The organism is Halalkalibacter lacteus, from assembly GCF_036663595.1.
Classification (GTDB): Bacteria; Bacillota; Bacilli; order Bacillales; family Bacillaceae_D; genus Halalkalibacter; species Halalkalibacter lacteus.
Genome location: NZ_JAWRVL010000052.1, coordinates 1 through 13,145, shown reverse-complemented (window position 1 = coordinate 13,145; position 13,145 = coordinate 1). Strand labels below are relative to the sequence as shown.

The following is a 13,145-nucleotide window of genomic DNA, read 5'->3' as shown; positions in this document are numbered from 1 at the left end:
CTAAAAGTTGACGAGATAACATGTATCTCTATTTCGCTTGGCTTTTGTTCAGTTTTCAAAGAACTACATTGTCGCTTAACAGCAACTTTTACATCATATCAAATCGTAATAAGTTTGTCAATGTATTTTTAATATTTCTTTCACGTCGTCTTGGCGACAAGAAATAATATACCATGCCAAACTAATAATTACAACTGTTTTTTAGAAAATATTATATAAAGTAACTTCTAACCATAGTTTAAGGGTCTGAACTGCCTTCCAGCTCAGACCCTTAATCATTTTGATGGAACTTTGTTGCATGGCTCCGTTCGCCGCGCGGTAGCTACGAGTTTGTTCATAAAGGGAAAAATCGCCCCTTTTTGAACAAACTCTTAAATAATAAATTGCTTAACTACAATTAACAGTACAACACCAGGTACTCCTAAGATACCTGAAACGGCTGCAGTTACACCATTAATAGGAATATGGAAATCAATAAAAGACCCAAACGCATTAACAAAGAACAACATTAGTGCACCAATCACCAGTTTAACTGCAATATTTCCTAAAAAACGAACTGGCTTCAAAGGAGCACCAACAACCAATAACACAACAACTAAACCAACCAGTATCGAAATTAAAATAACCGGATCCATCATATCACCTCAGGAAGCTTGTCTTTTTCTTAACTTATGCTAAATAAACAAAAAAAGAACAAACTGCTTAACGCAGTTCGTCCTTACTCGCCCGACGCTCTCTTGCTTCTCGTAACAGAAATGAATAAATGACTTCCGTTACTTTCATGTGGTATATGACTTCTTCGGAAGGATCTATGCTTCTTTCAATAAGTTGCTTTCCACTATCAAGTTTCTGTTTTTGTTCTTCAAGATGTTGAAATAACCGAGCATTCTCCATCTTGCGAAGTTTTTGTTTTTTTCCAAACAACACACACTCCACCTTATAGTGTAATTAACCTCAAGCGGCTACATAATTGTACAAAAAGGGGGAAATCACCCTTTTTTGCAGAAACTCTATAACTCTCTTCGCCCTTCAATAGCCCTAGATAATGTCACTTCATCAGCGTACTCTAAATCTCCTCCAACAGGGAGACCGTGCGCAATGCGAGTCACTTTTATTCCCGTTGGTTTTACAAGTCTTGAAATATACATCGCTGTTGCTTCGCCTTCAATATTAGGGTTTGTTGCGATAATGACCTCTTGAATCGTATCATCCTGCAGTCGCTTTAAAAGCTCGGGTATTTTAATATCTTCTGGTCCAATCCCATCCATCGGCGAAATCGCACCATGTAACACGTGATAATCTCCACGGTACTCTTTCATTTTCTCCATAGCAATCACATCTCTCGCTTCTTGGACAACACAAACTAATGATTTATCTCGATGTTGATCTTCGCATATGCGACACGGGTCGGAATCAGTAATATTATGGCAGATCGAACAATACGTTAAATTTCGCTTGGCATTGACTAACGCTTTTGCAAAATCAAGAACGTTATCTTCCTTCATATCTAAAACAAAAAAAGCCAGGCGACTAGCCGTCTTCGGTCCGATACCTGGCAATTTCATAAATCCTTCAATTAATTTTGCTATCGGTTCAGGATACTGCACACGATCTCCTCCTAGAACATTCCAGGAATATTCATTCCTTTTGTGAATTTGCCCATGTCATTTTCGACAAGCTCATCCACTTGTTTTAACGCTTCATTCGTCGCTGCTAAAATAAGATCTTGCAACATTTCAATATCGTCAGGATCTACTACATCCTCTGAAATTTTCACATCTAAAATACGCTTATCGCCGCTCGCTACAACGGTAACCATGCCACCACCAGCTGTTGCTTCTACTGTTTTTTCTTTTAATTCCTCTTGGGCTTTCGCCATTTGCTTTTGCATTTTTTGCATTTGCTTCATCATATTACCCATGTTTTTCATCTTATAATTCCTCCTTATTCTTGTCCATCTGTAATTTCAATTAATTCTTCACCAACCAACTTCACTGCTTCTTCTATTAGAGAATCATTTTCTTCTTCTTTAGTAGAACCTCGTTGGTCGCTGACATATTCCTCTTTCACTTTTTCCCACTGAGATTGAAGAAGAGTCACAAAGGATGATTGTCCAGATAAATTTTCACGAAGAATACTTTCTAGTACATCACGAAACTTTGTATCCATCATATCACGATGCATTTCATTTTGAAATGCCAGAACGACTGTGGCAGAAGAAGAGGCAACAGGTTTGCAGTCACTTAACCAAGCATGAGCCGGTACACTTTGACTTTTTGTTCGTTCCATTACATCTCCCCACCTAGATGTAACGACTTGCAAGTTCTTCTTATCTGCTTCTTTTAAGATCTCCTTCACTTTCCCCGTTGACGCCCTGCCTTGAACTGGCGCCTTTTTAGGTCTACGTTGCAGAGGAGCTTGAGGTTCGCCTTTTGACGTTATCGCGATGTTTCCAGATTGAATATCTTCTAGTTTCTTTTCAAGAGTATGGACTAAATTCTTAAGTTGCTCCACTTCACTTATTGAAGCCGAAGGAACAGAAGAATGATCAGATACTCCTGCACGTTGATTCATTAATTTTAGCAATGCTAATTCAAGAAAAATCTTAGGATGAGCTGACCATTTCATTTCTTGTTGACTGACATTTAACGATTCAATTGCTATATACAACCAGTTTGAATCAACGTTCACCGTCAATTCTTTAAAAAAATCATCTACTTTCGCTCTCTCTAACAATCCCTCTGCCTGTGGAGCGTTTTTATAAAGGAGCAAGTCTCGAAAATAATAGATTAAATCCTCAACAAACCGGATAGGATCTTTCCCATCTTGTAATAATCGCTCAAGGGTTTCCAACGCATCTATCGTATTCCCAGATTGAATAGAAGATACAACCTCCGTTAAAGCACTTTGAGAAACGGCACCGGTTACGACCAACACATCTTCTAATGTTAATGACTCTTCCGAAAAAGAAATAGCTTGATCCAATAAACTCAGAGCGTCACGCATACCACCTTCAGCAGCTCTAGCAATCATAAATAACGCATCTTCTTCAGCCATCACATCATCGTGATTAAGAATATGTTTCATACGGGAGACGATTGCCTGATTGGTAATGCGTTTAAAATCAAAACGCTGACAACGAGAAATAATCGTAAGCGGAATTTTATGTGGTTCTGTCGTCGCAAGAATAAACAACACATGGCTCGGTGGTTCTTCTAGTGTCTTTAATAAAGCATTAAACGCACCTGTCGATAACATATGTACTTCATCAATAATATACACCTTATAGCGTACTTCACTCGGTGCAAACTTTACTTTATCACGAATGTCACGAATTTCATCTACACCATTATTTGAAGCAGCATCAATTTCAATGACATCAACAATGGCTCCCGAAGTAATCCCAAGACAAGCTGAACACTCATTACACGGTTCTGCAACAGGCGCCTGTTCACAGTTAATCGCCTTAGAAATAATTTTAGCAGCACTTGTTTTACCCGTACCGCGTGGACCAGAGAATAAATAGGCGTGGGATAATTTTTGTTGGAGTAATGCATTTTGTAAAGTTTTCGTTATGTGTTCTTGCCCTACAACATCTTGTAACTGTTGAGGTCTCCAAACACGATACAGCGCTTGATAACCCAAACCCACTCCCCCTCTATTTTTTTCACTCTACACCATTATAGCGATTGCACCCACATTTTAAAAGTATATAACCAAAACAAAAAAGCAACTACGCGAACGTAATTGCCTTTTTTATAAAAATTTAATACCGTGCACCCTCTGTTGATAATGCCACCACGAGCGTTACCTAAGCAGTTAGCTCGGCCCAGGCGACTCCACGGCACACGGAAGGGGCCACTTACTGCTGCTTCCTTCCGGACCTGACAGGGTTCATGGGTTTCCGTTGCGTGGAACCCAAGCGTCAACACCACTTACTTAGGTCAGACCTCGCGGTGACAAAACCTAAAGAGGGGATTCAGCCTCGCTACAGCGGATTGCGAGTACAGGGCACCGCTACCTCCCCACCTAGCACGGCAAAATGATTAACAAAGTCATGTGCGTCACTACCGACGCATAACCTAGTATAGATCGTTTGAGATTAAAATGCAACCGTAACAAACTGGAAACTAAGTTAATTTGATCGTTTAAGCTTTTTCTTTTTTCGAAGTTCACGAAAAAAAGTTGTTAAAATCGATCCACATGCTTCTTCAAGGCAGCCACCAACAACTTCTGCTTGATGATTGAAACGTGATTCTTCCAAAAGATTCATCAATGTTCCTGCACAACCAGCCTTTGGATCTGTTGCACCGTAGACAACTTTATCAATTCTTGATTGAACAATTGCCCCAGCACACATAGGGCACGGTTCCAATGTAACATATAAGGTACAACCAGTTAACCGCCAATTATTTAACTTTGAACAAGCCTCTTGTATGACTGTAAGTTCAGCATGCGCTAATGCTTGTTGATCAATTTCTCTGCGGTTATGAGCTGCAGCGACGACTTCACCCTCTTTAACAATAATAGCACCAATAGGAACTTCTCCTATCGCTTCTGCTTTATCAGCCTCTAGCAAAGCGAGTTCCATCCATTTCTCATCATGGTTCAAATGACATCGCACTCCTGTTAATCAGTTAAGAACTTGACCGCTCTATGGTCAAGTTCTTATGATAATAAACTTTCATACCTCATTGAAAACCCATTCATCCAAATTTCATTCTACCTTATCTTCATATAAAAAAACACTACCTTATCAAGTAGTGTAGCATTTTATGTATGGAGGAGGAAGAGGGATTCGAACCCCCGCGCGGTTTGACCCGCCTGTCGGTTTTCAAGACCGATCCCTTCAGCCAGACTTGGGTATTCCTCCGTATTTGCTGACAAGATCTATTATATACAAGAACAAATACAATGACAAGCACTTTTCAAAAAAATTATCACACTATGTTTATTGACAAAACTTCTGTATCAAAAAAGCCGACTGCACATTGATGCAGTCAGCTTTTTACTTTACTTAACTGTAATCTTTTCTGTATTTCCCATATATGGACGCAACACTTCAGGAATCACAACAGATCCATCTTCTTCTTGGTAATTTTCTAGAATAGCTGCGACTGTACGGCCGACTGCAAGACCTGATCCATTCAGCGTATGAACGAATTCTGGCTTCGCTTTTGGTTCAGGACGATACTTTATATTTGCACGACGCGCTTGAAAGTCTTCAAAGTTACTACATGAAGAAATCTCTCGATAAGAATCGTTACTTGGAATCCAAACTTCAATATCATACTTTTTCGCTGCAGTAAATCCTAGATCAGCTGTGCACATACGTAACACACGATATGGTAGGTTCAAAAGTTGTAACACTTTCTCAGCGTGTCCTGTTAATGTCTCAAGAGCTTCATAAGAATCTTTCGGCTTCACAAACCTTACTAACTCCACTTTGTTAAACTGATGTTGACGAATCAATCCGCGTGTATCACGCCCTGCTGACCCCGCCTCAGAACGGAAATTTGCACTATATGCTGTGTAGGCAATTGGCAATTGCTCTGCTGTTAAAATCTCATCACGATGCAGATTTGTTACTGGCACTTCTGCAGTAGGAATAAGAAAATAATCTTGACCTTGTATTTTAAAAGCATCTTCTTCAAACTTTGGAAGTTGTCCAGTACCGGTCATACTTGCTCGATTTACGATAAACGGAGGAATAACTTCTTCATATCCGTGCTCATCATGATGTAAGTCCATCATAAAGTTAATTAATGCACGCTCTAAACGCGCACCTAGCCCTTTATAAAAGACAAAACGGCTCCCCGTTACTTTCGATGCTCTTTCAAAGTCGACGATTCCTAAGTCAGTTGCAAGATCCCAATGTGCCTTCGATTCAAATTCAAATGAGCGAACGTCTCCCCACGTACGAATTTCAACATTATCATCTTCCGTGTCCCCAACAGGAACGCTCTCGTGTGGTACATTAGGGATTGTTAAGAGAATGCCCTCTAAATCTTCTTCCACATTTCGTAACTGTTCATCAAGTGACTTAATCTTCTCAGACACTTCTTTTGTTTCTTTAATGAGGTGATCAGCATCTTGCTTTTCACGCTTTAGTTGAGCTACCTCTTGTGACACTTGGTTTCTTCTGCTCTTGAGCTCTTCTACCTTAACAATAATCGCACGTCTTTTTTCATCTAATTCACTAAAACGTTCAAGACCAGAAATATCTTCTCCTCTTGTCGCTAATCTACTTTTTATTTGTTCAAAATCTTTCCGTAAACGTTTAATATCTAACATCGTTGTCCTCCTTAATCTACTCTTTTTTATTTTACCAAATAATAAAGAAATTAGAAAAACTTAGCTACAGGTAGAACTAAATAGAAAACAGTATAAAAAAACCCCCACCCCTTCTAAATTGAAGAAGGGACGAGAGCACCCGCGATACCACCCTTGTTGCATAGATAGTAGGGTGCTATTCCCTTCTATCTAAAACCACTTTAGCAAATAACGGTTGCTACCGAGAAGATTTCATACCTCTACTCAAAGGTGGATTCGATACATGCTCTGACCGGTTCACACCGCACACCGGCTCTCTGTACAAAGCAATGTATGTACTAATCCTTATCTACGCATTACACTTTATTTTTTTGCATTTTCTACAATTGTAACAAAAAACTGATGGAAACGATGATCATCTGTTAGCTCTGGATGAAACGAACATGCAAGGAAATTTCCTTGTCTTGCAGCTACGATTTCATCTCCATACTTTGAAAGGACTTCAACATCTTCTCCTACTTCTAAAATAAGAGGAGCACGAATAAACACAGCACGAATATCTTCGCCTACACCCGTTACATGAAGGTCCGTTTCAAAGCTTTCACGCTGCCGACCAAACGCATTGCGCTGTACTTTCATATTCATAACTGCTAAATGACCTGTGTCTTGTCCCTCAATTGAGCTTGCCATCAGAATGAGGCCTGCACACGTACCAAACATCGGCTTTCCTGAAGTTGCAAACTCTTTTAACGGTTCAAAGAAACCATACAAATCAATTAAACGACGCATCGTTGTACTTTCTCCACCAGGAAAAACCAACCCATCTATATAAGCTAGTTGTTCGACCTTTTTCACAACAACGACTTCTGTATTTGGAGCCTCTAAGCATTTTACATGCTCTCTAACAGCTCCTTGTAATGCTAATACCCCGATTTTAACCATTACAAGCTTCCTTTCCCTTATCCAACCTAGAGTTTACCAGCCGCGCTCTTGCATGCGCTCTGTTGGGTTAAGAGTCGAAATTTCAATCCCTTTCATCGCTGTTCCAAGACCTTTAGAAAGTTCAGCAATTAAAGCATAATCTTCAAAGTGAGTCGTTGCTTCTACAATTGCACGAGCAAACTTCTCCGGGTTCTCCGATTTAAAAATACCAGAACCAACAAATACTCCATCAGCACCCAACTGCATCATTAATGCAGCATCTGCAGGAGTAGCTACACCACCAGCTGCAAAGTTAACTACAGGTAATTTGCCCGTCTCTTTAATTTGTAGTAGTAGGTCAAAAGAAGCACCAAGGTTTTTCGCTTCCGTCATCAATTCATCTGTAGACATTTGTTTCACTTTGTTGATTTGTCCTTGGATCATACGCATATGGCGAACAGCCTCAACGATATTTCCTGTACCAGGCTCACCTTTTGTACGAATCATAGATGCCCCTTCACCAATACGACGAGATGCTTCTCCTAAATCACGAGCTCCGCAAACAAATGGTACTGTAAAATCACGCTTGTACAAATGGAATACTTCATCTGCAGGTGTTAACACTTCACTTTCATCAATGTAATCGACACCCATCGCTTCAAGTATGCGTGCTTCTACAATGTGGCCAATACGTGCTTTTGCCATAACTGGAACTGATACGGCGTTTAATACCTCTTCAACAATTGTTGGGTCAGCCATACGCGCTACTCCACCCGCTGCACGAATATCTGCAGGTACACGCTCAAGCGCCATGACTGCAACTGCACCAGCTTGCTCTGCAATTTTTGCTTGTTCTGCATTAATGACGTCCATAATAACGCCACCTTTTTGCATTTCTGCCATCCCTCTTTTGACTCTGTCTGTTCCTATTTGGCTCATTTGTATATCCTCCTATACCGTTCTTCTTAGTTGAATGCTCATCCTTTAATAGTATACCTTAAAAAGGGTGCTTTCACATAAATTTTCAGTTATTATTTTAGCATGAAAAGGGTCCTAAGCAAAATTAGGACCCTTTTAGAAAAGCTTAGCCTCGGCCAAATTCATTTCAAGTAGACAGGTAATTGATTCCTGTACTCCGTTTCACTAGTAGATAATAATTCGGTGGAATCCTTAGCTTTTCTTAACTTCCTGTCATTTAACCTCTTTCACATCATATAACTATTGGTGATAACAGGAGAACACTCCTTTAATCTTTCTTACCTTTTAAGAAAACCAGCCTTTAACCGTATCAGCTACACCATTCCAGATACTTGAGAAGAACCCTCCGATGGCACGCATCATCATTGAAAACCAACCAGCTTTTTCAACTTCAACGTCCGTAACAACAGGAACTTCTGCACGTTGTGATGTATATAAAAATTCCTCATCTTCATCGCCATTATAGACAAGAGAAAGTGTTCCGACCTCAGTGCCCGCTTCAAATGGTGCTACTAATTCACCGTTTTCATTTAATTGACTTTCGTTAAGGCTAAGTTCTGTTGTATATAATTTTTCTTCTCCATTGCGCATAACCGTTGAAAGTGCCTCTACGCTAGAGATTCCAACTTCTCTTTCTTTACCTGCAGCAACCTGAATATGTTCGAATCCCTCAGGTACAAAACCAGCGTCTACAAGCTCCATATGTGTGAAGTTAGTAAAGCCATGATCTAGTAATTTTTTCGTTTCATTAAAACGATCATCTCGAGTGCCTGTTCGCATAACAACTGAGATAAATCGCATGCCATTACGTTCTGCGGTGCCCGTAAAAGCATTCCCTGCAGCTGAAGTATACCCAGTCTTTAAACCATCGACTCCTTCATAATTATGTTGCGGCTCAATTCCTGATAGCATCCAGTTCCAGTTACGCATTTCGATTAGTTCCTCTGGGCCTGCTTCAAATACCATTGTTGGGATACTTGCTGTTTCTAGTACTTCAGGGTAGTCATTTATTAAATGAAAGGCAAGCTTTGCAGTTGCACGTGCAGACATCATATTTTCTGCATTTTCACCAGTACCATCAGGATGATTTCCTTGAAGATCTGAATTATTTAACCCTGTTGAATTAACAAATTCATATTCTTCTAATCCTAACTCTGCACCCTTATCATTCATCATCTTCACAAATTGAGTCTCTGATCCAGCAATTAATTCAGCGAGAGCAATCGTAGAAGCATTTGCTGAATAAATCGCAACAGATTGGTACAATTGTTCTACTGAATACGTTGCATCTTGTCGCAAAGGAACATTCGATAATGCAGTTTGTAACGAAAGAGTCCTCACAAAGTCACTTATAGTGACTTCTTGATCCCAAGAAATTTTCCCTGCATTTATTGCTTCAAGGATAAGGTATTCACTCATCATTTTTGTCATACTTGCAGTTGGAAGAATAGCATCGATATTCTTCTGAAATAAAATCTTCCCCGTTTTTGCATCTACTAAAATAGCAGATTCAGCCTCTAAATCAAAAGCAGCACTTGTTTTGATTGGTTGTATTGCAGTTGCGACTATCACCACCGCAAGCATGATTGAAAGCCACTTTTTATACATTCGATGATCCACTCTAATCCCTCCACACCTTTTCACATAGAGGTTATTTTATCACAACTAATAAAAAAAAAATAGATAGAGAAGTCCCTATCTATTTTCCATAATTTATTAACGAGACTGTTCAAAAAGGTCGTTCTTACCTTTTTGGAGAATACCCGCTGATATTTTTTTAACACGCTATGAGCGATTTTCTCACCTTAGCATTCCTGTTTCATCATCCTCTTACAATGAATAATTTGGTGCTTCTTTCGTAATTTGTACATCATGTGGATGACTTTCACGTAATCCAGCACCGGTAATGCGAATAAACTGACCATTTTCTCTTAAATCATCTAACGTCGGCGTTCCGCAATAGCCCATTCCTGCACGAATCCCTCCAATTAGTTGGTGAATCGTATCGTGTAATGGTCCTTTATAAGGGATACGGCCTTCGATTCCTTCAGGGACTAATTTTTGTGCGTTTTCTTGGAAGTAGCGGTCTTTACTTCCTTTTTCCATTGCACCTAAAGAACCCATACCTCTGTATACTTTAAATTGACGTCCTTGATAAATTTCTCTTTCTCCAGGACTTTCAGAAACACCAGCAAGTAAACTTCCTAACATAACAGCATGTCCACCCGCAGCTAGTGCTTTAACGATATCACCTGAATATTTAATTCCTCCATCAGCGATAATAGGAACGCCGTGCTTCTTAGCTTCTGTTGCACAGTCATAAACAGCTGTTACTTGAGGAACACCTATTCCTGCTACAATACGTGTCGTACAAATCGAACCAGGTCCAATCCCTACCTTCACAACATCTACACCAGCTTCAATTAAATCGCGAGTAGCATGAGCAGTTGCGACATTTCCTGCGATAATTGTTAAATCAGGATAAGTAGAGCGAACTTCACGAACTTTATCTAAAACTCCCTTAGAATGACCATGAGCTGTATCGATCACAATGGCATCTATACCGGCTTCAACCAATGCGGCTAGTCTAACGTCAGCATCAGCAGAAACGCCAATTGCTGCCCCTACTACAAGCCTTCCTTGTGAGTCTTTAGCTGAATTAGGGAATTCAATCACTTTTTCAATGTCTTTAATCGTAATGAGCCCTTTTAATACACCTTCATCATCGACTAAAGGAAGCTTTTCAATTTTATATTGTTGAAGAATTTTTTCAGCATCATTTAATGTAGTACCAACTGGTGCAGTTACTAGATTCTCTTTTGTCATCACTTCATCAATTTTAATCGAATAATCTTCGATAAAGCGTAAATCGCGATTTGTGAGAATTCCAACAAGCTTCTGGCCCTCATCTACAATCGGCACACCTGAAATACGATATTTGCCCATGAGGTGTTCAGCATCAAATACTTGACGATCTGCTGTTAAATAAAATGGATTCGTAATAACACCACTTTCAGACCGTTTCACAAGGTCAACTTGTTCAGCTTGCTGTTCAATTGACATATTTTTATGAACGATTCCAAGTCCACCTTCACGCGCAATCGCAATTGCCATTTTTGCTTCTGTAACAGTATCCATTCCTGCACTAATAACTGGAATGTTTAATTGTAAGTTTTCACTTAATTTCGTTTTTACAGAAACATCACGCGGCAATATTTCTGACTTTCCTGGTACAAGTAGCACGTCATCAAAGGTAAGACCTTCCTTTTGAAATTTAGTTTCCCACATTAAATTCTGCCTCCCCATTTTTTAATAAGTTCGTGAAAATATTATTAGTAGCTTATCAATTGGGCAAACTACTGTCAAGAATCGATATAATGTGAGACTTTTTTGAATATACAGACGAAAGGAGGTTTAGGATGAATTTGTTACAAAGCGATTTATTTATCCCATTTTATTCAGCTACTTACTCGAGAAAATTTTTAACAGATAGATATGAAACAAATCAATTAGCACAGTCAAAAACGAAGAGCTATCAAGTTTGTTCTTCGTTTATGTATCATCTACAACATGGGCAACTTTATTTTAAACATGCTTCTATCGTGCCTTTTGAGTTAAAACCCATTTTGCTATTTTATGGGTATGTACAGTTATTAAAAGCATGTATTTTAACAACAGACCCTAACTATCCTGAAAATTCACAAGTACTGGCCCATGGAGTAACGACCCGTAAAAGAAAAAAATCAACTTATCGTTTTCTAGACGATGAAGTCAAAATTCAGAAAAACGGTCTTTTCTCGCACTTTTTAGACAAAATGTTTCATGTGAAACATCAAGAAGGCGAAAAATATCAAATGCTGACACTTTTACGTCATATTGCAGATATGCATCCATTATTTTCACAAATTAATAAAGAACAAATTTCTTATAAAGGTAACATAGTTCAGAATCAAATTGACATTTCCTCTAAAGTTCTTGATTCATACCATATGACAGCAAATCGGTTTGAGCAATATTTAGAATCAAATACAGTTGGAATTACTTCAGGTCGTTTCAAAGTGTCTGAGCAAAATGGTCAATTAGCAATCAATCTCCCCTTTTCTCTCTCTTTATGGAAATCAACACCTTGGCTATTTAATTATGACGGGGATATTCATCTTCTTAAAGACAAAGAAACGATAAGCTCTTACAAGTTACCTGAACTAGCAACTCACTTTCTACTGCTTTATAACTTAAGTATGATCTGTAGATATGAAGCTGAATGGTGGGGAGACCTCATTCACACGTTTGATGGAGTCGATTTCCCCTTTATTTCTCATTACTTAACGATTGCTGAACAAAAAATCCCTCTCATTATTTCTAGTTATTTAACTGAATAACAGAGCCATATTTGCTGTCCGATTTAATTGTGTCTTCCTTGGAAACTGCTCCTGTACATAGGTGCAGTTTCTCACCTCTCTCTTTTACGGAATAACTTCGGTAAGGTGCCTCTCCCTGTATACTTCACAAACCTCACCTACCTGAATATGGCGAAGGAAGTCTTAAATACCAAAATATTTCTTCTGTACATTCAATTTACATCATTACGATATGGGACAGTTATCGGCAATGCGTTGATTTAAATAAACATTACCTACTAGCAGAGTTTGAAAATGCACCACTTGTCCCTTTTAAAATGCCTGGATATGCTCTTAATTATTTAGTTAAACGAAACCCTTACTGTTTTTACCTTCAATTTGTTGTTTTGCAGTTTATGATGCTTATCTAGGGTGTATAGAGTACAACAAATTGTATAAAAAAGAACAAAGACAATTCTTGCAAAAGTACTACCAACATTCCAACTATCAATTGCGCTGAAATAGAGATAATAGGCAAAAAAAAGACAATCCAAATGGATTGTCTTTTATCTGCCTGGCAACGTCCTACTCTTGCAGGGGGAAGCCCCCAACTACCATCGGCGCAAAAGAGCTTAA

Annotated in this window: 13 protein-coding genes, 1 tRNA gene, 1 other RNA gene and 1 other annotated feature; of the genes, 1 reads left to right on the top strand and 14 read right to left on the bottom strand. The window is 39.0% G+C overall.

All coding sequences use genetic code 11. The annotated features are described in order from the left end of the window. Window positions 1–371: 371 nt before the first annotated feature. From SAZ04_RS20835 to guaB, 13 genes are all read right to left on the bottom strand, one after another. A complete protein-coding gene (locus SAZ04_RS20835) occupies window positions 372–638 on the bottom strand; it encodes a pro-sigmaK processing inhibitor BofA family protein (RefSeq protein WP_431309040.1) in 267 nt (88 codons plus the stop codon). A gap of 64 nt (window positions 639–702) precedes the next feature. After that, entirely contained in the window at window positions 703–927 is a 225-nt protein-coding gene (locus tag SAZ04_RS20830; RefSeq protein WP_332699146.1) for a YaaL family protein, read from the bottom strand. An 83-nt stretch (window positions 928–1,010) separates the two neighbouring features. Beyond that, on the bottom strand, window positions 1,011–1,607 hold the full coding sequence (recR, locus tag SAZ04_RS20825; protein WP_332699142.1) for a recombination mediator RecR: 597 nt from the start codon (window positions 1,605–1,607) through the stop codon (window positions 1,011–1,013). Between the two features lie 11 nt (window positions 1,608–1,618). Further along, window positions 1,619–1,930: a YbaB/EbfC family nucleoid-associated protein gene (locus tag SAZ04_RS20820; protein WP_332699139.1), complete on the bottom strand. Its 312-nt coding sequence runs from the start codon at window positions 1,928–1,930 to the stop codon at window positions 1,619–1,621. A gap of 14 nt (window positions 1,931–1,944) precedes the next feature. After that, a complete protein-coding gene (gene dnaX / locus SAZ04_RS20815; RefSeq protein ID WP_332699137.1) occupies window positions 1,945–3,645 on the bottom strand; it encodes a DNA polymerase III subunit gamma/tau in 1,701 nt (566 codons plus the stop codon). Between the two features lie 127 nt (window positions 3,646–3,772). Continuing rightward, an RNA gene (gene ffs, locus SAZ04_RS20810) (signal recognition particle sRNA large type) lies at window positions 3,773–4,038 on the bottom strand. 97 nt (window positions 4,039–4,135) lie between these two features. After that, window positions 4,136–4,612, bottom strand: a complete 477-nt coding sequence (gene tadA, locus SAZ04_RS20805) for a tRNA adenosine(34) deaminase TadA (RefSeq protein ID WP_332699134.1) — start codon at window positions 4,610–4,612, stop codon at window positions 4,136–4,138. Window positions 4,613–4,780: 168 nt separating this feature from the next. Next, a tRNA-Ser gene (locus SAZ04_RS20800) sits at window positions 4,781–4,873 on the bottom strand. Between the two features lie 140 nt (window positions 4,874–5,013). After that, on the bottom strand, window positions 5,014–6,294 hold the full coding sequence (gene serS, locus SAZ04_RS20795; RefSeq protein WP_332699131.1) for a serine--tRNA ligase: 1,281 nt from the start codon (window positions 6,292–6,294) through the stop codon (window positions 5,014–5,016). 122 nt (window positions 6,295–6,416) lie between these two features. Then, window positions 6,417–6,634: a binding site (T-box leader), on the bottom strand. Window positions 6,635–6,636: 2 nt separating this feature from the next. Continuing rightward, window positions 6,637–7,215 (bottom strand): pyridoxal 5'-phosphate synthase glutaminase subunit PdxT, encoded by a 579-nt coding sequence (gene pdxT, locus SAZ04_RS20790; RefSeq protein WP_332699128.1) that lies wholly within the window; start codon window positions 7,213–7,215, stop codon window positions 6,637–6,639. A gap of 33 nt (window positions 7,216–7,248) precedes the next feature. Continuing rightward, entirely contained in the window at window positions 7,249–8,133 is an 885-nt protein-coding gene (pdxS, locus tag SAZ04_RS20785) for a pyridoxal 5'-phosphate synthase lyase subunit PdxS (RefSeq protein ID WP_332699125.1), read from the bottom strand. Between the two features lie 324 nt (window positions 8,134–8,457). Then, the gene (locus SAZ04_RS20780; RefSeq protein ID WP_431309041.1) at window positions 8,458–9,780 is read right to left on the bottom strand and encodes a D-alanyl-D-alanine carboxypeptidase family protein; all 1,323 of its coding nucleotides are present in this window, start codon (window positions 9,778–9,780) and stop codon (window positions 8,458–8,460) included. Window positions 9,781–10,002: 222 nt separating this feature from the next. Further along, the gene (gene guaB / locus SAZ04_RS20775; protein WP_332699119.1) at window positions 10,003–11,460 is read right to left on the bottom strand and encodes an IMP dehydrogenase; all 1,458 of its coding nucleotides are present in this window, start codon (window positions 11,458–11,460) and stop codon (window positions 10,003–10,005) included. Window positions 11,461–11,591: 131 nt separating this feature from the next. Between guaB and SAZ04_RS20770 the strand changes: the two genes are divergently transcribed. Continuing rightward, window positions 11,592–12,551 carry a YaaC family protein gene (locus tag SAZ04_RS20770; protein WP_332699116.1) on the top strand — a complete coding sequence of 320 codons (960 nt, stop codon included), beginning with the start codon at window positions 11,592–11,594 and terminating at the stop codon, window positions 12,549–12,551. Between the two features lie 385 nt (window positions 12,552–12,936). Here the strand turns inward: SAZ04_RS20770 and SAZ04_RS20765 are convergent. Beyond that, on the bottom strand, window positions 12,937–13,145 hold a 209-nt coding region (locus tag SAZ04_RS20765), incomplete at its 5' end, for a hypothetical protein (RefSeq protein WP_332699114.1).

Coding starts and splice junctions, on each gene's coding strand:
- guaB (WP_332699119.1), bottom strand. CDS start 11,460: ATGTGGGAAACTAAATTTCAAAAGGAAGGTCTTACCTTTGATGACGTG.
- serS (WP_332699131.1), bottom strand. CDS start 6,294: ATGTTAGATATTAAACGTTTACGGAAAGATTTTGAACAAATAAAAAGT.
- SAZ04_RS20770 (WP_332699116.1), top strand. CDS start 11,592: ATGAATTTGTTACAAAGCGATTTATTTATCCCATTTTATTCAGCTACT.
- SAZ04_RS20780 (WP_431309041.1), bottom strand. CDS start 9,780: ATGTATAAAAAGTGGCTTTCAATCATGCTTGCGGTGGTGATAGTCGCA.
- pdxS (WP_332699125.1), bottom strand. CDS start 8,133: ATGAGCCAAATAGGAACAGACAGAGTCAAAAGAGGGATGGCAGAAATG.
- SAZ04_RS20820 (WP_332699139.1), bottom strand. CDS start 1,930: ATGAAAAACATGGGTAATATGATGAAGCAAATGCAAAAAATGCAAAAG.
- pdxT (WP_332699128.1), bottom strand. CDS start 7,215: ATGGTTAAAATCGGGGTATTAGCATTACAAGGAGCTGTTAGAGAGCAT.
- SAZ04_RS20835 (WP_431309040.1), bottom strand. CDS start 638: ATGATGGATCCGGTTATTTTAATTTCGATACTGGTTGGTTTAGTTGTT.